This window comes from Haloactinopolyspora sp. (genome assembly GCF_027324685.1).
In the GTDB taxonomy this organism is placed as follows: domain Bacteria; phylum Actinomycetota; class Actinomycetes; order Jiangellales; family Jiangellaceae; genus Haloactinopolyspora.
The window spans coordinates 1-21826 of record NZ_DAHVSH010000149.1 but is presented as its reverse complement, the minus strand read 5'-3'; the positions used below and the strand labels follow the sequence as shown (position 1 = coordinate 21826).

The 21826-nt window shown below is 70.0% G+C and carries 17 protein-coding genes; 12 read left to right on the top strand and 5 right to left on the bottom strand.

All coding sequences use genetic code 11. The features are described 5' to 3' along the window. The coding region (locus tag M6444_RS16535; protein ID WP_298329808.1) for an HAD-IB family hydrolase at positions 1-767 on the bottom strand (767 nt) is incomplete at its 3' end. A gap of 381 nt (positions 768-1148) precedes the next feature. Between M6444_RS16535 and ssd the strand changes: the two genes are divergently transcribed. The 8 genes from ssd (at position 1149) to M6444_RS16495 (ending at position 6587) form a co-directional block, all read left to right on the top strand. Beyond that, positions 1149-2276: a septum site-determining protein Ssd gene (ssd, locus tag M6444_RS16530; protein ID WP_298329806.1), complete on the top strand. Its 1128-nt coding sequence runs from the start codon at positions 1149-1151 to the stop codon at positions 2274-2276. After that, positions 2276-3475 (top strand): TadA family conjugal transfer-associated ATPase, encoded by a 1200-nt coding sequence (locus tag M6444_RS16525; RefSeq protein ID WP_298329804.1) that lies wholly within the window; start codon positions 2276-2278, stop codon positions 3473-3475. The genes ssd and M6444_RS16525 overlap by 1 nt, the downstream gene beginning before the upstream one ends. Beyond that, the gene (locus M6444_RS16520; RefSeq protein WP_298329802.1) at positions 3472-4290 is read left to right on the top strand and encodes a type II secretion system F family protein; all 819 of its coding nucleotides are present in this window, start codon (positions 3472-3474) and stop codon (positions 4288-4290) included. Before M6444_RS16525 ends, M6444_RS16520 begins: the two co-directional genes overlap by 4 nt. Further along, positions 4287-5042 (top strand): type II secretion system F family protein, encoded by a 756-nt coding sequence (locus M6444_RS16515; protein WP_298329800.1) that lies wholly within the window; start codon positions 4287-4289, stop codon positions 5040-5042. The genes M6444_RS16520 and M6444_RS16515 overlap by 4 nt, the downstream gene beginning before the upstream one ends. Before the next feature lie 20 nt (positions 5043-5062). Then, positions 5063-5482: a TIGR03668 family PPOX class F420-dependent oxidoreductase gene (locus tag M6444_RS16510; protein WP_363326404.1), complete on the top strand. Its 420-nt coding sequence runs from the start codon at positions 5063-5065 to the stop codon at positions 5480-5482. 174 nt (positions 5483-5656) lie between these two features. Next, positions 5657-5839: a DUF4244 domain-containing protein gene (locus tag M6444_RS16505; RefSeq protein WP_298329797.1), complete on the top strand. Its 183-nt coding sequence runs from the start codon at positions 5657-5659 to the stop codon at positions 5837-5839. Beyond that, positions 5836-6240: a TadE family type IV pilus minor pilin gene (locus M6444_RS16500; protein ID WP_298329796.1), complete on the top strand. Its 405-nt coding sequence runs from the start codon at positions 5836-5838 to the stop codon at positions 6238-6240. The genes M6444_RS16505 and M6444_RS16500 overlap by 4 nt, the downstream gene beginning before the upstream one ends. Further along, positions 6237-6587 carry an Rv3654c family TadE-like protein gene (locus M6444_RS16495; RefSeq protein ID WP_298329794.1) on the top strand — a complete coding sequence of 117 codons (351 nt, stop codon included), beginning with the start codon at positions 6237-6239 and terminating at the stop codon, positions 6585-6587. Before M6444_RS16500 ends, M6444_RS16495 begins: the two co-directional genes overlap by 4 nt. Here the strand turns inward: M6444_RS16495 and M6444_RS16490 are convergent. The 3 genes from M6444_RS16490 to M6444_RS16480 form a co-directional block, all read right to left on the bottom strand. Further along, positions 6584-7465, bottom strand: coding sequence for an EamA family transporter (locus M6444_RS16490; protein WP_298329792.1), 882 nt, complete (start codon positions 7463-7465; stop codon positions 6584-6586). The genes M6444_RS16495 and M6444_RS16490 overlap by 4 nt on opposite strands. Before the next feature lie 38 nt (positions 7466-7503). Continuing rightward, positions 7504-7875, bottom strand: coding sequence for a hypothetical protein (locus tag M6444_RS16485; protein WP_298329789.1), 372 nt, complete (start codon positions 7873-7875; stop codon positions 7504-7506). A gap of 105 nt (positions 7876-7980) precedes the next feature. Then, on the bottom strand, positions 7981-10308 hold the full coding sequence (locus tag M6444_RS16480) for a DEAD/DEAH box helicase (protein ID WP_298329786.1): 2328 nt from the start codon (positions 10306-10308) through the stop codon (positions 7981-7983). Between the two features lie 102 nt (positions 10309-10410). Between M6444_RS16480 and M6444_RS16475 the strand changes: the two genes are divergently transcribed. The 3 genes from M6444_RS16475 to M6444_RS16465 all read left to right on the top strand — a co-directional run bounded on the left by M6444_RS16475 (position 10411) and on the right by M6444_RS16465 (position 16206). Then, complete coding sequence (locus M6444_RS16475) at positions 10411-10749, top strand: STAS domain-containing protein (protein WP_298329783.1); 339 nt, start codon at positions 10411-10413, stop codon at positions 10747-10749. A 240-nt stretch (positions 10750-10989) separates the two neighbouring features. Continuing rightward, on the top strand, positions 10990-13260 hold the full coding sequence (locus tag M6444_RS16470; protein WP_298329779.1) for a sodium-translocating pyrophosphatase: 2271 nt from the start codon (positions 10990-10992) through the stop codon (positions 13258-13260). A gap of 201 nt (positions 13261-13461) precedes the next feature. Then, positions 13462-16206 (top strand): LuxR family transcriptional regulator, encoded by a 2745-nt coding sequence (locus tag M6444_RS16465; RefSeq protein ID WP_298329774.1) that lies wholly within the window; start codon positions 13462-13464, stop codon positions 16204-16206. Here M6444_RS16465 and M6444_RS16460 read toward each other — a convergent pair. After that, positions 16166-16756: a sigma-70 family RNA polymerase sigma factor gene (locus M6444_RS16460; RefSeq protein ID WP_298329771.1), complete on the bottom strand. Its 591-nt coding sequence runs from the start codon at positions 16754-16756 to the stop codon at positions 16166-16168. The two genes, M6444_RS16465 and M6444_RS16460, sit on opposite strands and share 41 nt — an antisense overlap. 392 nt (positions 16757-17148) lie before the next feature. Here M6444_RS16460 and M6444_RS16455 point away from each other — a divergent pair, with 392 nt between their 5' ends. Then, a complete protein-coding gene (locus tag M6444_RS16455) occupies positions 17149-21732 on the top strand; it encodes an LPXTG cell wall anchor domain-containing protein (RefSeq protein WP_298329768.1) in 4584 nt (1527 codons plus the stop codon). Positions 21733-21826 lie beyond the last annotated feature (94 nt).

Here is a 21826-nt window from a genome sequence, read left to right as displayed (position 1 = left end):
GCCGCACCGGCGCTGATCGCCGCGGCAGCGATGGCCGGCCGGGGCGCGTCGCGCAGCGACGATGCCCGTTGCCCGAGGGCCACCGGCTTGGAGAACACGAGCACCGGCCAGCCGTTCTCAGCCGCGGTCTTGCGCAGCAACCGGTCCGGATTGACGGCGTACGGATGTCCGACGGCCTCCAGCATCGGCAGGTCGGTCGCGGAGTCGGAGTAGGCGTAGCTGCGAGTGAGGTCGTAGCCACGCTCGGCGGCCAGTTCGCGCACCGCCGTCGCCTTGTTCTCGCCGTAGGCGTAGAAGGCGAGCTCGCCGGTGAACTTGCCGTCGTCGCCGACGGTCATGCGGGTGGCGATGACGGTGTCGGCACCGAGCATCTCACCGATCGGCTCGACGACCTCCGCGCCGCTGGACGACACGACGACGACGTCTCGCCCGGCCAGGTGATGTTCCTCGATGAGGGTGACCGCCTCGTCGTAGACGATGGGGTCGACGATGGTGTGCAGAGTCTCGGCGACGATGTCCTTCACCGCCTGGACGTCCCAGCCGGTGACCAAGCCGGACAGGTACTCGCGCATCCGCTCCATCTGGTCGTGGTCGGCCCCGCCGACCAGGTAGACGAACTGGGCGTAGGCGCTGCGCAGGACGGCTCGGCGGTTGATCAGTCCGCCCTGGTAGAAGCTACGGGAAAAGGCCAGCGTGCTCGACTTCGCGATGATCGTTTTGTCGAGGTCGAAGAACGCGGCGGTGCGCGGGTGGTCGTCGTTGTCCACGCTGTACGAGGATACCGATCGAACCTCCTGATGCCGATGAGGTTCAGGAAAGCCACGAGTCAGCTGAGACCGCTGAGGCGCCCCGGGAAGATGTAGACAACTTTTTCTACAGCGGCGTGTTTGGTGCCCGGAGGAGTGGGGCACCATCTCATCGGCGGCACCCCCCCGCCGCCTCGACCCGGCCCGCCCCCCTGGCCGGGTCCACACGGCTCCTGCCTCCCACCCGGCAGGGGCCGTGTCCATTTTCCGGGCCTGTTCGCCGTCGTCCACAGGGCGGGCCGATTCGCTTGGTCGTCCACAAATCGACGCAGCCCCCTGACGCCCGGGCGCCGATTCCGGTGAGGCTGAAAGCGGTCTGATCCGTTGTCCCGGAGGTGCTCCGTGTCCCGCCCGTCTTCCCGAATCCGTGCCGAGCGCGAACCCGCAGGGGGTCCGTCGCTGTCACCCCGTCCGCTGCTGGTCACCGCCGACGACGCCTTGCTGGACGACCTGCTGCGCCTGGCCGCGGCAGCAGGGGTGGACGTCGACGTCGCCGGCGACCCGGGGGCGGCTAGGTCGCGATGGCCCAGGGCGCCGCTGGTGGTCGTGGGTGACGACCAAGCCGGCCTGCTGGTGCGGCTCGCGCCGACGCGGCGGCGCGACGTGTACATCGTCGGGCGCGACCCGGACGACGCCGGCATCTGGCGGCGCGGCGTCGAGCTCGGCGCCGAGCAGGCGCTGTTCTTACCCCGCGACGAGTCGTGGCTGGCCGGTCGCTTCGCCGATGCCGCTGAAGGGCACAGCCGTGAAGCCGTCGTCCTCGGTGTTGTCGGCGGCTGCGGTGGTGCGGGTGCCTCGGTCCTGGCCACCGGGCTGTCCGTCACGGCCGCACGGCGGGGATTCTCGGTCGTCCTCGTCGATCTGGATCCGCTCGGCGGCGGACTCGACCTCGTTCTGGGCGCTGAAGCGGTCACCGGTGTGCGCTGGGCCGACCTGGCCGGCACGAAAGGGCGGCTGAGCGCTCGGGCCCTGCACGCCGAGCTGCCCGGCCGCCACGGCCTGGCGGTGCTGTCTTGCGGGCGTGACGATCTGCCGATCATTCCGCCGGAGGCGGCCGACGCGGTGTTGTCGGCGGCTCGGCGCGCCTGCGACCTCGTCGTGCTCGATCTGCCTCGGTGGCCGGACCGGGCAGCTGAAGAGGCGATCGTCCAGTGCTCGGCGATCTTGCTGGTGGTGCCCGCCGAGGTCCGGGCGGTGGCGGCGGCCTCGCGGGTGGCGGCCACGTTGACCACCGTCGCCGCCGACGTGCGGGTGGTGTCTCGCGGCCCGTCGTCGTCCGGGCTGGACGGCGCCGACGTCGCCTCCGCACTCGGGCTACCACTCGGTGCCCAGTTGGTCTCCGAGCCACGGCTGACCGCGAACATCGACCGGGGCGAGCCGCCGGGCCTCGACGAAAAGGGCCCGACGGTCACCGCATGCACGGCTGTCCTGGACGAGGTCGTGCCCGCCTACCAGGCGAGGGCGGCGTGATGGCCGTCCGGCAGGCGCTGGCTCCCCGCTCCGGCAGCGTCGACCCCGCCCTGCTCGAACGAGTCCGAGGGGTGCTTGCCGCCGCGGCCGAGCCGCCGACGCCGGCGCGGGTCGCGGCCGTGCTCAGAGCCGAAGGCGCCGTGCTCGGCGACGCCGCGGTGCTCGAGGTCACCGAGGCCCTGCGAGCCGACATCACCGGTGCCGGGCCACTCGAGTCGTTGCTCCGCGAACCCGGTGTGAGCGACGTGCTTGTCAACGGCCCCGACGACGTCTTCATCGACCGCGGGCACGGGCTGGAACGCACCTCGGTCCGGTTCAGCGACGAGGCCGCGGTCCGTCGCCTGGCCGGACGGCTCGCCGCGGCCGCGGGGCGGCGCTTGGACGACGCCGTGCCGTTCGCCGATGCCAGACTGCCGGACGGAACCCGCTTCCATGCGGTCCTGCCGCCGGTCGCCCCCGACGGGACGGTGATCTCGCTGCGGGTGCCGCCAGCGCGAACGTTCGACCTGCCGGCGTTGGTCCAGGCGGCAACGGTACCGGCGGAGCTGGTGGCATGGCTCACGGCAGTGGTGCACGCTCGGCTCGCCTTTCTCGTCACGGGTGGCACCGGTACGGGCAAGACCACCGTGTTGAGCACCTTGCTCGGGCTGTGTCCTCCGGACGAGCGGCTCGTCCTGGTGGAGGACGCCGCGGAGCTGCGCCCCGACCACGCGCACACGATCCGGCTCGAGGCCCGCACGACCAACGTCGAGGGCGCCGGACGGGTCGGGCTCGACGACCTCGTTCGGCAGGCGCTACGCATGCGCCCGGATCGCATCGTCGTCGGTGAGGTCCGCGGTGCCGAGGTGGTGGACCTGCTGGCCGCGCTCAACACCGGTCACGAGGGCGGCTGCGGCACCATGCACGCCAACTCCGCCGACGACGTACCGGCCCGGCTCGAAGCCCTGGGTATCGCTGCCGGGCTCCGGCGCGATGCCGTACACGCGCAGGCCGCGGCAGCGCTCGACGTGGTGATCCACTTGGCCCGCGACCGGTACGCAGTGCGCCACGTGGCCGAGGTGAACGTGGTGACCCGGGCCGACGGAGACACGATCAGCATGCATCCGGCGTTCGTCGTCGACGACACCGGCACCGTCACACGCGGGCCTGGCCACGCGGTTCTCGCGGGCTGGCTGAGTCGGCGCGGGCAGCTGCCGTGACCGCCGCAGCAGTGGTGCTCGCGGCAGCTGCGGCCGCGGTGCTGGCCGGAGGCCGACCTCGCCTCCTGGCGACCCGGCTGGGGCTGGGCGAGACCCAGCCCCCACGGGCAAGGAGAGGTCAGGTGCGGACCGGGGCTGAGGTGGTCGTCGTCGCGGGTGTTCTCGGCGCGGGGCTCGGGATAACCGTGGCCGGGCCAGGCGGACTGATGGTCGGCGGATTCGCGCCGCTGGTGATCCGGCGGTGGTGGAGGCGGCGCGCGGCGGCCGAGGCCCGGCGGCGGCGGGAGCGTGACGTCGAGGAAGCTTGTGTGGCGCTGGCCGGGGAGCTCGATTCCGGCGTCCCCGCACGCCAGGCTTTGACCTCGGTCGCGCACCAGTGGCCGGATCTGTTCGCCGACGCGGCCGGGCGTGCGATGGTCGGTGGCGATCCAGCCGCCGCCGTGCGCGCCAGCGCGCACCAGCCAGGTGCGGAGGCGCTGGTCGCAGTCGCAGCGGCGTGGGAGGTGTCCGAGCGCACCGGTGCGGGGCTGTCGGCGGTCCTGGTCACCGTGGCCGACTCGCTGCGAGCCGAAGCCGGTGTCCGTCGCGAGGCGTACACGCATCTCGCCTCGGTTCGCACGACGGCTCGGCTGATGGCGGTGTTGCCGGTGGCGACCTTGATGCTGTTCTCCGCGGGCGAGGGCGCCGCGCTGGAGTTCCTGACCAGGTCGGTGTACGGGCTGGGGTGCATCGCAGCGGCTGCGGTGTTCGTCGCGGCCGGCCTGTTCTGGGTCGACCGCGCGGCGAAGTCGGTGCGCTCGGTGTGGCAGACGTGAGTGTCGCCGCCGCGCTGTGTGCCGCGCTCGCCGTCGTCGTCGGTCTCGCCCCGGCGCCGGGGCCGACCCGGTTGCGCTCGGTCCTGGGGGCTCGGTCCGTGAGCGCTCGCGGAGCTGCCGATCAGCGGGCTGGATCGGTGCCGGCGAACTGGCCGACCTCACGGCGGGGCCGTGCGCTGGCTGCCGGCAGCGCTGCCGTGGCGGGCGTGACACTGCTCGGGTGGCCCGTGGGAGCCGTCCTCGGCGCCGGACTCGGCGTCGCGACCTGGTTCTGGCTGCCCCGACTGGAACCGAGAGCACGCGTGCGTGAACGTGAACACGTGGCCGGGATGCTGCCACTGGCTGCCGACCTCCTGGCCGCAGCCGTGACGGCCGGATGTCCGCCCGTGGTGGCAGCCGAAGCCGTGGGCGCGGCGATCGGCGGTCCACTGGGTCGCGCGCTGGTCGACGCGGCCGCCGCAGCGAGCGTCGGTGCCGATCCGGCGCGAGCGTGGGCGCCGATCACGGCCGAGCCGACGGTCCGTCCCCTTGCCCGGTCGCTGGAATCGGCTCTGACGAAAGGCACGTCGCCGGGCCCTGCGTTGCGGCGCGCAGCAGCTGACGCCCGTGAGGCCACCCGCCGCGCCGGTGAGGCGCGCGCCCGCGCCTTGGGCGCTCGCGCAGCGGCGCCGCTGGGCCTGTGCTTCCTGCCGGCCTTCGTCCTGCTCGGTGTCGTTCCCATCGTCGTCACGTCGGGCGCAGCGCTGTTCTGATCCGTAGAGTCGTGCCTGTGGTGCGCCTCGACCGCGATGCCTGCCGAGCACGGATGGCCTCGGCCCGGGTGGCGCGGTTGGCCACGACCGGCCAGGATCAGCGCCCCCACATCGTGCCGATCACCTTCGCCGTCTCCGGCGAGTTCCTGGTGACCGCGATCGACCAGAAGCCGAAGTCCACGCTCGACCTGCGCAGGCTGCGCAACATCGCCGCCAATCCGTACGTCGCGGTGCTGTGCGATCACTATGCCGACGACTGGTCGCAGCTGTGGTGGGTGCGCGCCGACGGTCAGGCGCGCGTGGTCGACGGCGAACCGGCCCGCGGCGCGGCGATCGCGGCCCTGCGCGAGAAGTATCCGCCGTACCGGTCCGATCCGCCCCGAGGGCCGGTGATCCGCGTCGCCGTCGAGTCGTGGTCGGGTTGGGCCTTCACCGAGTGACTGTCACCGTCGCTCACCCGACGGCGTCGTTGTCCACAAGCGCGCCGGATGCGGCACGTTGTCCCCAGATCGACAACGTCCCCTGGGATTCACCACGCCGGCGGACGAGCCTGGTCGCAGCCCGTACGAAGCGGGCTCCGTACCGGCCGGACTGCCGGGTCACGTGGAGGATTCATGGTCACCATCATCCGGCGACTCAAGCACAGTGAGCGCGGCATGACGACGGCGGAGTACGCCGTGGGCACGGTCGCGGCGTGTGGGTTCGGCGGCGTCTTGTATCAGTTGCTGACCAGCGACACCGTGCAGAGCCTTCTCACCGGCCTGCTGGAGAAGGCCTTCGGGGTCATCGGCGGATGAGTTCGACGACGCGGCGCCGGCGGGCAGCGACCCGCCGGCGTCCGGCCCGGGGCGACCCCGAGCGCGGCATGGTCACCGCCGAGATCGCGACGGCGCTGCCGGCGCTCGCGCTGGTGCTGGTCGCCGCCGTCTGGGCGGTGTTGTTCGCCGCGTCGCAGCTGCGCTGTGTCGACGCCGCGCGCGAGGCAGCCCGGGCCGTGGCTCGTGGGGAAGAACCGGCCGTGGTCCGCCAGGTGGCGCAGGAGGTGGCTCCCGAGGGCGCGACGGTCGACGTCGAACAGGTGGACGGCACCGTCCGGGTCCGCGTCAGCGCCGATGTGTCGATGCCGGGTCCCGTGGGCGATGCCGTCCCGGCGCCGACGGCGCACGGCGAGGCGGTCGCCTGGGCGGAGCCGGAGTGAGCCGCCGCGTGCGCGCCGAACGTGGTGCGGGCACCGTCCTCGTGCTGTGCGTCATCATGACCGTGGCCGTGACGCTGATGGCGGTCGCGGGGCTCGCTGCCGGCTACGCCGTCCGCCATCGGGCCGCGGCAGCGGCCGACCTGGCCGCGCTCGCCGCCGCGCAGCAGGTGTCCGGCGGAACCGGCGATCCGTGTGCCCTGGCCGCTCGCGTGGCCCAGGCGAACGGCGCGCACCTGCGTGACTGTGTCGTCGATGGATGGGAGGTGGAGGTGCAGGTCCTCGTCCCCGCACCGCCGCCGGGATGGCTGCCCGACCAACTCCGCCGGGCCCGAGCCGGTCCGCCCTAGTCGCGTGCTGGCGCCTCGGCGCGGCGTGCCCGCGTCCGCGTCGCGCCGAGGCAGGCCATCACCACACAGGCGATGGCGAACCACTCGCGCGCGTAGAGGATCTCGTTCAGCACGACCAGCCCCACCAGTGCGGCCACGGCGGGCTCGAGGCTCATCAGGATCCCGAACACCCGGGCCGGCAACCGGCGCAGGGCCTCCAGCTCCAGGGTGTACGGCACCACGGACGACAGCAGGGCGATCACAGCGCTCGTCGCGAGGATGTGCGGTTCCCACATCGCCGTGCCGCCGCTGGCCACTCCGAAGGGCGCGACCAGGACCGTACCCACGATGCTCGCCAGCACCAGCCCCGAAGCGCCGGGAAAACGTCTCCCGACCTGCGAGCCGAGCAGGATGTAGGACGCCCAGCCACAGGCTGCCACGAGCGCGAACAGCACGCCGACCAGATCGATCCCCTCGGTGCCGCCACGGGTGAGCATGGCCACCCCGAACGCGGCGAGGACCACCCACACCACATCGACCCAGCGGCGAGAGAAAGCCACGGCCACGCCGAGCGGGCCCAGGAACTCGATCGTCACCGCGATCCCCAGCGGAATGCGCGAGAACGACTCGTAGATCGCGAAGTTCATCGTCGCCAGCGCGAGACCGAAGCCCACCGCCACCACCAGGTCGGCACGCCGGGCGAGACGCAGCGCCTTGCCGAAGGCGGCGAAGCCGATCGCGAGGAGCACGATCGCTGAGAACGCCAACCGCAGGAACACGACCGCAGTCGGGGGCAACGTCGAAAACAAGCCCTTCGCGATGCCGGCGCCCAGTTGAACCGAGACGATCCCGCCTAGCACCAGCCCAGGCGCAGGAACCGACCGCAGTAGTGACGTCACCCGGCCAGCCTAGGTGACGTCATGGCCGGCGCCGTCGCTCAGCTGGGTTCGTTCCCAGGCCGCCCGGTCTGGGTGCGATCGGCGTCCGAGACGTCCGGACCGGGCTCAGCCGGCTGCTGCTGCGTCGGCGTGGGCTCGGTCTTTTCGGACTGGTCGGATTGGTCGGCGCGGCGCTCCAGATCTTTGATCCGCTGATGCTGGCGCCAGCCCTTACGCAGGCCGACACGCAGCAGCCACAACGTCACCACCGTGGTCGCGCCGGCCACCAAGCCGATGACGTAGACCCCCGAGCCGGACGTGGTGAGGTCGGCGCCGAACAGGTCGACCGTCACCGTCTCGCTCCCACCGGCGGCCATCGCGACGGTCAGCAGCAGAATGAGCAGCAGGACGATCAACGAGACCGCGACCACGACGACCACCCCTCACCGAGACGACGTCACTACCGTACCGAGCGCACGAGCCCGTCGGGGCGCGTACGAGGTCGCAAACTCCCGCGTCCGTCGTCCGGAGACGAGTCACTCCGCCGACTTCAGCAGCACGTCGAGCAGGCGGATCGCCCCGGCCTTGTCGAGCGGCTCGTTGCCGTTGCCGCACTTGGGCGATTGCACGCACGAGGGGCAGCCGTCCCGGCACGCGCACGTGGCGATCGCTTCGCGAGTGGCGCTCAGCCAGCGATGCGCCGCATGGAAACCCCGCTCGGCGAAGCCGGCCCCGCCCGGGTGGCCGTCGTGAACGAACACCGTGAGCAGCCCGGTGTCGGGGTGGCGCACCGTCGACAGGCCGCCGATGTCCCAGCGGTCGCAGTTGGCCACCAGCGGCAGGATCCCGATGGACGCGTGCTCGGCGGCATGCGCCGCTCCCGGTGCCGAGGTGTCGTCGAGTCCGGCCTCGGCCACGGCTTCGTCGGGCAGCGTCCACCAGACCGAGCGGGTCCGCAGCCGGCGAACCGGCAGGTCGAGCGGTATCTCGCCGAGAATCTCACCCGTGCCGAGTGCGCGCTTCAGGTACGCCACCACCTGGCTCTCCACCTCGACCGTTCCGAACGCCAGGCGGGCTGGGCCCCAGGTCGTCGCGGCCGCCTCGTCCAGCACGCGCATCGTGCTGACCTCGCGCGCCGTCGTCGTGTAATCAGGTGCCTCCGACCGCGCCATGGCCACCGACTCGTCGAGGTCGAGCGTCTCGACGACATACGTCTCGCCTTGGTGAACGTACACCGCGCCCTCGTGCGCCGTGAAGTGCGCACGCACCTCGTCCACCGTGCCCAGGACGCGGCCGGTTCCCTGCTCGATCAGATTGACCACGCGGCCCGATCCGCGCAGGTCCGCCAGGTCGGTGGCCCGCTCCCGCTTGGTCCAGTGCCAGGTGGGGGTGCCGTCGGCCCGCGGGGCTCGACGGCGCAGCAGCCGACGGTGCTCCAGAGTGTGCAGGGCGTCGCTGGTCGCGGGGCCGAAGATGGCGGCGTCGTCCATCGACAGCGGCCGTTCCGAGGCGGCCGCGCACAGGTGCGGGCCGAGCACGTACGGGTTGTCCGGGTCGAGCACCGTCGCCTCGACCGGCAGGCCGAACACCGCTTCGGGGTGATGCATCAGATACGAATCCAGCGGGTCGTCGTCGGCGAGCAGCACCGCCAAGCTGTCTCGGCCGGAGCGTCCGGCCCGCCCGCACTGCTGCCACAGCGACGTCCGGGTGCCGGGCCAGCCAGCGATCAAGACGGCGTCGAGGCCGCTGACGTCCACGCCGAGCTCCAGCGCCGTCGTCGCCGCTAAAGCACGCAGCGTCCCGTCGTGCAGTGCGGACTCGAGGCTGCGGCGCTCGTGGGCCAGGTAACCCGAGCGGTACGACGCCACCTTGGTCGGCAGGCTCTCGTCGACGTCGGACAGCGCCGAGCGGGCCATGCCGGCCACCGTCTCCGCCGCCCGTCGCGACCGGACGAACGCAACCGTGCGGGCGTCGGCGACCACCAGGTCGGACAACAGGTCGGCGGTCTCGGCGAGCACGCCGCGACGACCGTCCCGGCTGTCGTCTTGGCTGTCGTCCTGTCTGGGGGGTCGGCTCATCGGTGGTTGCCACAGCAGGAACGTCCGGGCGCCCCGCGGTGAACCGTCCTCGGTGACCGCCTCCACCGGCACGCCGGTCAGCAGCTCCGCCGTGCGTGCGGGTTCGGCGGTCGTCGCGGAGGCGAGGATGAACGTGGGGTCGGCCCCGTACACCGCGCACAGCCGCCGCAGCCGCCGCAGCACGTGCGCGACGTGCGAGCCGAACACGCCGCGGTAGCCGTGGCATTCGTCGACGACCACGAACCGCAGCCAGCGCAGCAGGCCTGCCCAGCGGTGATGCCGGGGCAGGATGGAGTGATGCAGCATGTCGGGGTTGGTCAGCACGTACGTGGCGTGCGCGCGGGCGACCTCGCGCAGCTCCAGCGGCGTGTCGCCGTCGTACGGCGTCGCCACCACGTCCGGGACGTCGAACTCGTCCAACGCCCGCAGCTGGTCGGCAGCAAGCGCCTTGGTCGGTGAGATGTACAGGGTCGATCCGCCGTTGCGGCGCCCACCCCGGGCCGCTGTCAGCGCCGGCATCAGGTACGCCAGCGACTTGCCTGAAGCGGTCCCCGTGGCCAGCACGACCGACCGCCCGTGCCACGCCAGTGACGCGGCCTTGGTCTGGTGCGTCCACGGGGTGACGATCCCGCGGGATTCGAGCCGCTCACGGACCACGGGGTCGAGCCATTCCGGCCACTCGCCGGGGGAGGCCTCCCGGGCGGGGAGCGACTCGACATGCGTCACACGACCGGCCCGGTGGGGCCCGGACGTGAGGACATCGAGCAAATGGTTCGGACTGGACACGCCTGTGAGTCTCGCATCATGGTTGAATCCTTCAGTGGTCCGGCTACGAAGTGAGAATCGTGAACGTGGCCGGATGCGTCACGGAAGGCTTGGAGGATCTGCGTGGACCTGTCGTTGTCGACCAGGACTGAGGGTGGCCGCAGTGTGGTCGTCGTCGGTGGTGAGATCGACGTCTACACGGCGCCGAAACTTCGTGACCAGCTCGTCGATCTGGTCGACTCCGGCCACCACCACATCGTCGTCGACATGCGCGGCGTCGAGTTCCTCGACTCCACCGGGCTCGGTGTCTTGGTGGGCGGACTCAAACGAGTGGGACAACACGACGGCTCCCTGCGCCTGGTCTGCACCCAGGAGCGGATCTTGAAGATCTTCCGGATCACGGGTCTGACCAAGGTCTTCCCGATTCACGCGACCGTGGACGAGGCGATCGCCGCGACGTGACGAAGACGCGCCGACAACGCCGGGAAATCGGGTCGGAAGACCGGGACGGAAGGCCCGTTCGGGCGACCCGATGTGAACTTTGACCCGGAAGCGCTCTAGACTCCGGCAATCGGCCGGAGCACTGTGCCCGTACCCGGGCCCCGGTTCCGATCGCACACACGCTGACAGCGCGCGGCCCTCGTGGTCGTGGCGCGGGCATCGCTAGAAAGCCCTGCCCGAGGGCCACGTCAAGGAGGACGAATGACCGGGCTCAACCTCTCCTATGTGGTTGTCGTCGCGTTGATCGCGGTGGCAGCCCTAGCCATGGCGGCGCTGTTTCGCCGGGAGGTTCTCGCTGCCAACGAGGGCACCGAGAACATGAAGACGATCGCGCGTGCCGTGCAGGAGGGCGCCGCGGCCTACCTCAATCGACAGTTCCGCACTCTCGGCATCTTCGTGGTGCTGGTGTTCGGCCTGCTGTTCCTCCTGCCCGGCGACACCGGCGTCCGGATCGGCCGGTCGCTGTTCTTCCTCGTCGGCGCCGCTTTCTCGGCCGCTATCGGATATCTGGGGATGTGGCTGTCGACCCGCGCGAACCTCCGGGTCGCCGCCGCCGCCCGTGATGAAGGCCGCGACCCCGCCATGCGGGTGGCCTTCCGCACTGGCGGCGTGGTCGGCATGGCCACGGTGGGTCTCGGCCTGCTGGGTGCGGCCATCGTCGTGCTGACGTACCAGGACGACGCGCCGACGGTCCTCGAGGGCTTCGGTTTCGGTGCCGCCCTGCTGGCCATGTTCATGCGTGTCGGCGGCGGTATCTTCACCAAGGCCGCCGACGTGGGCGCCGACCTGGTCGGCAAGGTCGAGCAAGGCATCCCCGAGGACGACCCGCGCAACGCCGCGACCATCGCGGACAACGTCGGCGACAACGTCGGCGACTGCGCCGGTATGGCCGCCGATCTGTTCGAGTCCTACGCCGTGACGCTCGTGGCGGCGCTGATCCTGGGCCAGGCCGCGTTCGGCCAGGAGGGCCTGGTCTTCCCGCTGATCGTGCCGGCCATCGGTGCGCTGACCGCCGTCATGGGCATCTACCTCACCCGGCCCCGCACCGGTGAGAGCGGCCTGACGACGATCAACCGGTCGTTCTACATCTCGGCCGTGGTGTCGGCGGTGCTGTCCACGATCGCGGCGTTCGCTTACCTGCCGGACACCTTCAGCCAACTCGACGGCGGGCTCGGCGATCACGACGGCGACCCGCGCGTGCTGGCCATGCTGGCCGTGATCATCGGTATCGTGCTCGCCGCCATCATCCTGTGGCTCACGGGCTACTTCACCGACACCGAGAAGAAGCCGACCCGCGACGTCGGCAAGACCTCCCTCACCGGCCCGGCGACGGTCATCCTCTCCGGCTTCGCGCTGGGGCTGGAATCGGCCGTGTACACCGCGGTGGTGGTGGGCGCTGCGGTCTACGGTGCCTTCCTGCTCGGCAGCGGGTCGGTCATCCTGTCGCTGTTCCTCATCGCTCTGGCCGGTACCGGCCTGCTGACCACGGTCGGCGTCATCGTCGCGATGGACACCTTCGGCCCGGTCGCCGACAACGCCCAGGGCATCGCGGAGATGTCCGGCGACGTCGAGGGCGATGGTGCGCAGATCCTGACCGAGCTCGACGCGGTCGGCAACACCACGAAGGCCATCACCAAGGGCATCGCGATCGCCACCGCGGTGCTGGCGGCCACGGCGCTGTTCGGCTCGTACATGGACGCGATCCAGAAGGCTCTCAGCGAGGTCTCCGGCGTCGCCGACGTGTCGGAGGGCACCGTCGCGGCATTCACCTACGAGATCGTCTCGCCCAACGTGCTGGTCGGTATCATCATCGGTGCCTCGGTGGTGTTCTTGTTCTCCGGCCTGGCCATCAACGCCGTCGGCCGCGCGGCTGGTGCGGTCGTGTTCGAGGTGCGCCGTCAGTTCCGTGACGATCCGGGCATCATGGAGGGGACGTCGAAGCCGGAGTACGGGCGTGTCGTCGACATGGTCACCAAGGACTCGCTGCGTGAGCTGGCCACACCCGGTCTGCTTGCAGCGCTGGCCCCGATCGCCGTCGGGTTCGGGCTCGGTGTGGGCCCGCTGGCCGGCTACCTCGCCGGTGCCATCGCCTGCGGTGTGCTGATGGCGATCTTCCTGGCCAACTCCGGTGGCGCCTGGGACAACTCGAAGAAGCTCGTCGAGGACGGCTACCACGGCGGCAAGGGCTCGGAAGCGCACGACGCGACCGTCATCGGTGACACCGTCGGTGACCCGTTCAAGGACACCGCCGGCCCGTCCATCAACCCGCTGATCAAGGTGATGAACCTGGTCTCGGTGCTCATCGCGCCGGCCATCGTCACCATGAGCGTGGGTTCGGACCAGAACGACGCGCTGCGCTACACCATCGCGATCGTGGCGGCGCTGATCGTCGTCGGCGCGGTCTGGTTCTCCAAGCGGCGCTCGACCGCCATCGGCGATGACGAGCCGATCCGTCAGGACGCTGCGGTCTGATCCGACTCGTAACCCCCGACGGGGCCGGAACCTGCGAGGGTTCCGGCCCCGTCGTCTGTTTCCGGCACCGGCCGTCGCCATGAACCGCCGGGCTGAGACATTCCGGCACATACCCCCGTTCCGCTTTCTCCGCCCGCCCTGAGCGCCATGCTGGAGGTGCGTCGATCTCGACGAGGGGGACGTTGGATCGAGGGGTGGGGTGTGGAGTTCGACCTGGGCTTTGACCTGATCGGACGCGAGGTGGAGCAGCGAAGGCTGCGTGTTCTGGGGGCTCGGCTGGCTTCGGGGGTCGGGGGTGTGATCGTCGTCACCGGCGCGAGCGGCGTCGGGAAGACAGCGTTGGTGGGCGACTTCGTGTCGTCGCTGCGTTCGGAGTCCGACGTGGTCGTGTCGGCTGTCGTGGGCTCAGAGGCCGAACGCGGATGGGCGTACGCGGGCCTCGACCTGGTCCTGTCCACGAGCCTGCAAGCGCTGCCGGACACGCAGACCGACGCGCGTGACGCCATCGAGGCGTTCTTGGCCGGGCTGAGCGAGACGTCGGAGACCTACGAGGTGGCTCGCCAAGCGCAAGCCTTGGTGGCGCAGGTGCGACAGCCGTTGCTGATCGCCGTCGACGACGCGCACCGGCTGGATGCGCCGTCCCTGGACGTGCTGAGTTTCATGGCCCGCCGGCTCCGTTCCTGCTGTGTGGCGCTGTTGCTCGTCGCACCGCAGGCGTCCGTGCCCGCACAGATCAACGGCCTGGCGACCATCGAGCTCGCCGAGTTGCCCTTCGACGACGCCGTGATGCTCGCGCAGCGCGGTGCGGGACGACACGCGTTGCCGAGCGTGGCGGCGAAGATCGTGTCGAGAGTCGGCGGAAACCCGCGTGCCCTGCTCGACGTCGTAGCCCGCGTGCCGGACCCGCAGTTGGTCGGAGAGGTCGACCTGGATCGGCATCTGCCCTGGTCTCCGGTGCTCCAAGAGCTGTATCTGCCCGAGCTCGACGATCTCGACGGCCCGCGACGTCTGGCGTTGCTGGTGGCCACGGGCTGTGAGGACGGCCGGATCGCGCCGGTCGTGCGGGCGTTGTCCGATCACGAAGCGCTGATGGGATGGCTGCTGGACACGTTCCTGACTGCTTCCGGCGCCTCGTTCACCGTCCGGCACACTGCGCTCCGCTCGGTGATCTGGCGCGCGGCCACGCACATGGAGCGACGCGCAGCGCACGAAGCGTTGGCGGCAGCCTACGCGGACGATGACGACGAGCAGCGGATGTGGCATCTGGCGCAGAGCCGCCACGACACCGACGACGAGATCGCCGGTGAACTCCACCAGGTGTCGGCGCGGGCCTTGGCCAGGGGAGAATGCGAGCGAGCGCTCACCTTCGCCCGGGAATCGGCGCGATTGACGTCGTCGCCCACAGCTCGAGTCGATCGTCTCTTGCTGGCTGGAGAGTTCGCCTTACGGACCGGGCGCCTGGAAGAGACGGTGCAGGTGGCGCGGGAACGATTCCGGCTCGACACCTCGATCGAGCAGCGTGCCGATCTGGCCCTGCTCGAAGCACGGGCGCGTAATCTGCTCGACGGCGATGTGGCGACCGGCATGATCGCGCGCTACATCGGCGAGTTCGGCGAGAAGGATCCCGGCCGAGCAGCGGGGCTCGAGCTCTTCGCTGCGCATGGCTTCGTCGAACGGATGGAGCCGGCTGAGGCTTCGAGGTTCTTGCGCTCGGCTGAGCAGCGGGGACCTCACCTCGACGAGGCCGCCGCCGCCCGCGTTCGCCGTACTCGTGCCCGGCTGGCGGCGCTGAACGGCGAACTCGACGACGCCGCGAAGCTGGTCGATTCCGACGATGTCGTACCCGGCGACGCCTATGTCGAAGCAGAGCGCAACATTCACCATGCGCTGGTGCTGACCAGCGTCGAGCGGTTCGCGGACGCAGGACGGTTGCTGCACGACGTGACCGCCGACGCGCGGCTGTGCGATTCCCGTACGATCCAGGCCGCCGGGTGGTCGGCGCGCGTGATGCTCGAGGCCCGCACAGGGCGGCTGGGCGCAGCTCTCGCGGCTGCCTCGGCGTGGGAACGCGTGGGGAGCGGCAGTCGGATCCAACGCATTGCCGTACCGGCGACGATGATCCGGGTTCACGCGCTGACTGGCGAGCTCGACCTCGCCTGGGCGGCCCGGCAACAGTGCCTGGACAACGCCCGGCGCCATTCCGACACGTGGCTGACCGTGCGAGTCCAGGCGGAGACCGGCGCGCTGTTGCTGTTCCTGGGCCGATACGACGAGGCGGTCTCCGTCCTGGAGGTCGCTCGTAGGCACGCTCTGGAATTCGCCGACCCGGCCCTGCTGGGCGTCGAGCCCGATCTCGTGGAAGCCTGCGTCGGCGCGGGCGACCTCGAGCGTGCCCGGCGCATCTTGGCCGAGTTCGACGTGCGAGCTCGCACCGTACCGACCGCGTGGTCGCAACACGCCGTCGCCCGCTGCCATGCGCTCGTCGCGACCGGCACCGAGTCGTTGGCGTTGTTCGAGCAGGCGAGCCGTACCCGGACGAGCGACGTCTCGCCGGTCGAGCTGACGCGGACACTGTTGTGTCACGCCGAGCGCCTTCGGGCCGCGGGTCGGCTGGCCCAGGCGAGCGAGGTTCAGCGTCGAGCCGCGGTGATCGCGCACGAGTGTGGTGCCGTGGCGTTGGCGTCCCGTGCTGACGGCGACCCGGCCAGTGGCGGGGTGCGCCCGGCGCAGACGCTTTCCGGACTCACCGAGGCCGAGTTGCGGGTGGCCACGTTGGCCGCAGCGGGCAAACGCAATCGCGAGATCGCCGAAGAGCTCTACATCTCCGTGCGGACGGTCGAGACGCATCTGGGCCGGGTCTTCCGCAAACTGGGCGTGCGTTCCCGCACCGAGTTGGCCAGCGTGATCATCGCCGGCCGGGACGGCGAGCGCGCCGTTGGGGCATGAGTACGGCGCCGTCGCGAGCGAACGCGTCCCGTAAGGCACGTCGAGCTCGCGTGGCCAGGCTGGACACGGCATTCGGTGTCATCGACAAGGCGTCTGCCAGTTCGGCGGGCGTGTATCGCTCGACCTCGATGAGCCAGAGCACCGCACGCCAGCGGGGTGGCAGGCTGGCCCACGCGGCAGTGACGTCGTCAGCAGCGGCTGCCGGATCCGTAGTCTGCCGGAGCTGTTCCCAGGCGGCTTCGTCGCCCACGGCCACGGTCTGCGCCGTCGTCTTGGAATGCCGGTAGGCCAGGTGTTTGACGGTGGTGAGCACGTAACCGGCGAACGAGTCGCGTGGACCACGGCCGGAGCGTACCGCCTTCAACACGAGGTAGAAGGTCTCCTGCACGAGATCGTCGGCGGCGTGCGCATCGCGGACGATGCTGCGAGCGGTCCGGTGCGCTACCGGGGCGAGCTGTCTGTACAGCAAGCCGTATGCGGTGTCGTCCCCCTCGTGTGCTCGGCGCAGAAGGCGACGTGTCGACTGTTCACGGTCCCACCCGGTGATCATGCAGGAGACGGTGGCCGTGGAATGTCCGGTTTCGCGTCGGGGAAGTCCGCATGATCACGTACGGAAACCACGTACGTAGTCCGTTGAGAACCATTTCGGCCCGGTTCGGGCAGGGCGAACGACAGCGCGAATGTGATCTACATCACGCGGCAGTGGCGTGCTGATCACGACGTGTCACGACTCCTTGTTCGTAGGCCTCGCCGATTTTCACCAGCACCAGATCGCCTCGGCGCAGGGCAGACATCGTGCGGGGCGGGGGCGCCCGCAGCCACGAGCTCGCGAGCAAGGGGGACGACGGTATGGCCACCAGCGGCAAGGGAAGATATCGCGCATCGCATGGCGGTGTGCTCCGGATGTTGAGACGGTTTTTCGTCGGTCACAGGCGCCGTCCTGTGGCCGCCGTCGTGAGCCTGATGCTCGCGACGACGATGATGGGTCCGCAGCTCGCAGGCGCCGCCAGCACAGCGCCGGACTCCAGCGAAGAACTCGTGACGGCGTCGGAATCCGCGCCGGACGAGCCTGCGACGGACGAGCCTGCTGCCGAGGACTTGGTGGAGACCGAGCCGTTACCGGAGCCCGCACCGGAGGCCGTGCCGGAACAGCCGACTGAGCAGCCCGCTGCGCCGGAAGAGCCGGACCAGGCGCCCGCACAGGACCAGGCTCGCCCCACGTCTGCGGATGACGAGGAGCCTCCGGTGCAGCCGGCGTCGACGCCGGTGTACGAGATCACCGGGTCGTGGGTGAGTTCGCCGGACACGGTCGCCCGAGGCAATCCGGTGGTCGCCGAGTGGCGGGTCAACGTCAACGACGCCGAAGAGCCGCCGAGCAACGACCCGGTCGACAACGTGACGGCGACGTTCACCGTCGACAAGGCGTTCTTCGACGAGGTTCCGGACCTCTGCTTGACCGAGAACGTGGACCCGGTGTCTTCTCGCTCCGAGGACGGTAGGGAACTCACCTGCAATGTCGGAACGGTCGCCATGGGCACCGCGCTCGTGGTGCAGACACCCGTCGTCGCCGACGGGTTGACCGGCGACGAGATCGCCCTGGACGGCACCGGACCGGACGGCCAGACCGTTGACCTGCCGCCCATCCTGATCGAGAACCCGTTCGCCATGGACATCTATTACGGGCAGAACACGCGCCAACAGGCGTGGAACGACGACTTCACCGTGGTGGACGTCGACATCCAGTGGACACTGCGCCTGGGCAAGGGGTCCGATCCCGGCCCGGACGAGGTGACGTACCGGCTGAATGTCAACGCGGCCGACGGGTCCAACGTCGACGTCGGACAGCACGTGCGAGACGACGTCTACGGTTGTACTCCGTTCAACTACGGCGAAGCCGACGGGCACCCGTGGTCGAGGGACGACGTCAGGCCCGACCACCCTCGCAGTGGGTCTTTCGTCGAGGAGTGCACGCTGACCGAGCTGAGCCCCGGGGTCTTCGAGCTGACTCTCAGCGGCATCAACTACGACCTGCTCAATGCGCCGTCGCAGGACTCGACCGGAAAGACGTTGCCTCCGGACTGGGATGCCGTCGCCAGCGGTTCGCTCTGGTTCCGGGTGTTCACCGACCGGGCGGGATCCATCGAGCTGCAGTCGAGCGCGCCCACCTACAGGGCGCCGACGGGCCAGCAGTACGCGGATCTTCCAGGCAACAACCACTCGAACAAGTCGTTCACCCTGCCGGGCTCCTGGTCGGCCGCGTGGCACCGCGCGTACACCCGATCGGGCGGCAACAGCTGGGATGACACCTACCGCGTCTCAGCGGGAACAGTCGTGCGCCAGATCACCACCAGCGGCTTCGCCGCCGACGACTCGCCGGCGAACAGCCCTTACGGCGCATGTAGCGCGTTCGACACGAGACACGTGACGCTGGTCGACCCGGACGGGGCGGCGCCGGTCGACGTGGTCAGGTGGAACGCCGGCGAAACCGCCGAGGTGATCGAGTCCATCCCGGTGGAGTACTACGTCGGCAATGACCCGCGGGTCACCCCCGGCAGCGGGCAGTACGACCCGGACCAGTTCGATTGCGGCGCGGACGCGGCGAACTGGACTACCGCTGAGCCGGCCGACCTGTCCACCGTGAAGGCCGCGCGCATCCGGTTCCCCTTCTCGCAGTTCGCCGACGAGAACGCCTTGCGGCTCCAGATCCGCTCGTACACCATGATCAACGCTGACGCTCCGGTCGGGCAGGACGTATGGACGTTCGGTTCGGTCCTGCGCCGTGGCGGGGACTGGTTGGGCCCGGGCGCCGGCAACCAGGTCACGCCGACGCCCGACGCGCGCTATCCATTCACCACCGGGCGGCGGGACATCCTGCGGATCATCACCGCGACTCCGCACATCCAGAAATCGGCGGCCAGCCCGACCGTCACACCGGGCGTACCGGCGCAGTTCACGTTGACGTACTCGGCCAATGGCAGCGGGATCATCCCGCCGACCGTGGACGACTACGAGATCGTGGACACGCTGCCGCTGAACATGACCTACGAGCCGGGGTCGGCCGACCCCGAACCGGCGGTGACGACCGACGCCCAAGGGCGCCAGGTCCTGACCTGGACGCTGAACGACGTCGCGACCAACACCTCGCACGAACTCAGCTATCAGGCGGTGGCCGACGCCAGCGTGGAGCCGGGGACACAGCTGACGAACACTGCAACGTCGAGCTACGGCGGAGAGTCGTCGGGCCCGGCCACCGAGACGGTGACGACCACGACGAACGGCTACACGACCATTCTGAAAACCTCAGACGTGGACTACATCCCGAACGCCGGCGGTGACGGTGTGGGTCAGGGATCGTGGACGGTGGCGATCGAATCGCACGACCCGATCGCCCAGGCCTACACCGACACGATCGACATCCTGCCGTACAACGGCGACGGCCGCGGAACGTCGTACTCCGGGACGTACACGCTGGACGAGGTCGTCACACCGGATGGCGGAACGGTCTACTACACCGACGCCGATCCCGCGACGCTGGTGGACGACCCGGCCGACGAGTCCAACGGTGCGGCCGGTGATCCCACGGGCAACACGGTCGGCTGGACGACGGAGAAGCCGGCGAATCCGACGGCCATCCGCGTGATCGGGGGTGAACTGGCCTCCGGCGGCACGTTCTCCTTCCAGGTGGTGATCACCACCGACGGGGCGCAGCCACGGGACTCGTACGTCAACCGCGCCCAGGCGCGGGCCGAGCACACCGAGCTGGTGATGCGTACGTCGGCCGTGCTGATCGTCACCGACTACGTCGTGGAGAAGTCGTCGGATCCTGAGTCCGGTACGACGGTGAAGCCGGGTGAGGTGATCACCTACACCGTCACCGTGACTCAGCAGGGTGACGTACCCGCGGGCGCGCTGTTCACCGACGACGTCTCCGACGTGTTCGACGACGCCGTCTACAACGACGACATCGAGGCCGACATCGGCGAGGTGACCCTGGAGGGCGGGACCATCTCGTGGGAAGGCGTGATCCCGGTTGGTGAGGTCGCGACCATCACCTATTCGGTGACCGTCAAGGACATCGCAGGCCTCGAAGCCGAGGGCAGCACGTTCCTGCACAACCAGGTCGAATCGCCAGGCTGTGCGGATCGTTGTGACACCGAGCACCCGGTGGGCTACTACGAGTACTCGAAGACCTCCGATCCCGCGCCGGGCGAGACGGTGCAGGTGGGTGACGTCGTCACCTACAGCGTGCAGATCACCCAGTACGGCGAGGGCGCGGTGCAGGAGGCCATCGTCACCGACGACGTGACGGCGGTGCTGGACGACGCGACGTGGAACGACGACGTGACCGCGTCGGCGGGCGAGGTGTCGTTCGAGGAGCCGATCTTGACCTGGACCGGTGACCTCGAGGTCGGTGCGGTCGTGACGCTCACGTACTCGGTGACCGTCGCTGACACCGGCGACTTCGAACTGGCCAACGTCGTCGCGAGCCCGGACGATGAACGGTCGCGGTGTGTCCCCGCACCGGACGAGAACCCGGACTGCACGACGACGCATCAGCTCGGTGATTACGAGGTGGTCAAGACGTCGGACCCGGAGACGGGCTCGGCGGTCGAGGTGGGCGACGAGATCACCTACACCGTCACGGTCAGCCACATCGGCGCGGCGCCGGTGCCCGCAGCGTCGTTCGAAGACGACCTCACGGCCGTGCTGGACGACGCCAACTGGAACGACGACGCGACCGCGTCGGCGGGCGAGATCTCGTACGAGGAGCCGATCCTGACCTGGACCGGTGACCTCGGGCCCGGCGACGAGGTGACGGTGACGTACTCGGTCACCGTCACCGCGGACGGCGACCGGCACCTCGTCAACGTCGTGACCACCGACGGGCGCTGTGTGCCCGCCGAGGGTCAGGACGAGGCCTGCACGACCGAACACGTCAACGGCGCCTACGTCTACGCCAAGACCTCCGACCCTGAGTCCGGCTCGCAGGTGCAGGAAGGCGACGTCGTCACCTACACCGTGACGATCGAACACGTCGGCACGGCACCGGTGGCCGACGCCCGCGTCACCGACGACCTGTCCGGCGTCAGCGACGTGGCGACGTGGAACGATGACGCCAAGGCCTCCTCCGGCGAGCTCGGTCGGGACGGCACGACGTTGACGTGGACCGGTGATCTCGAAGTCGGTCAGGTCGTGACGGTGACCTACTCGGTGACCGTCGGCGACGAGCCGGACGCGACGATGCAGAACGTCGTCACCAGCGACGACGACCGCGCCGTCTGTGTACCGGCCGAAGACGGCAACGCCGACTGCACGACCGAGCACCACACGCCGCCGGCGGAGGAACCGGACGTCGACGAGCCGGCCGAGGAACCGGCCAAGGACGATCCGGACGCGCCGCTGCCCCAGACCGGCGCGGGCGTGCGGACGTGGACTCTGATGTCCGGGCTGATCCTGTTGGCCGGAGGCCTGGGGCTGCTGGCCTCGAGCCGTCGGCGGGCGGGAGCTGCGCACGCGGGATCGTAACGATCAGTGCACTCGGATGAGTCTTTCTGAGTGAGTCGGCAGCGCCCCGGGTTCCCGGCCCGTCCGCACGGGAACCTGGGGCGCTGTCATGCGG

What these genes read in the sequence shown, in the direction of transcription:
- M6444_RS16525 (WP_298329804.1), top strand. Translation starts at nt 2,276, where the DNA reads ATGGCCGTCCGGCAGGCGCTGGCTCCCCGCTCCGGCAGCGTCGACCCC.
- M6444_RS16505 (WP_298329797.1), top strand. Translation starts at nt 5,657, where the DNA reads ATGGTCACCATCATCCGGCGACTCAAGCACAGTGAGCGCGGCATGACG.
- M6444_RS16500 (WP_298329796.1), top strand. Translation starts at nt 5,836, where the DNA reads ATGAGTTCGACGACGCGGCGCCGGCGGGCAGCGACCCGCCGGCGTCCG.
- M6444_RS16470 (WP_298329779.1), top strand. Translation starts at nt 10,990, where the DNA reads ATGACCGGGCTCAACCTCTCCTATGTGGTTGTCGTCGCGTTGATCGCG.
- M6444_RS16460 (WP_298329771.1), bottom strand. Translation starts at nt 16,756, where the DNA reads ATGATCACCGGGTGGGACCGTGAACAGTCGACACGTCGCCTTCTGCGC.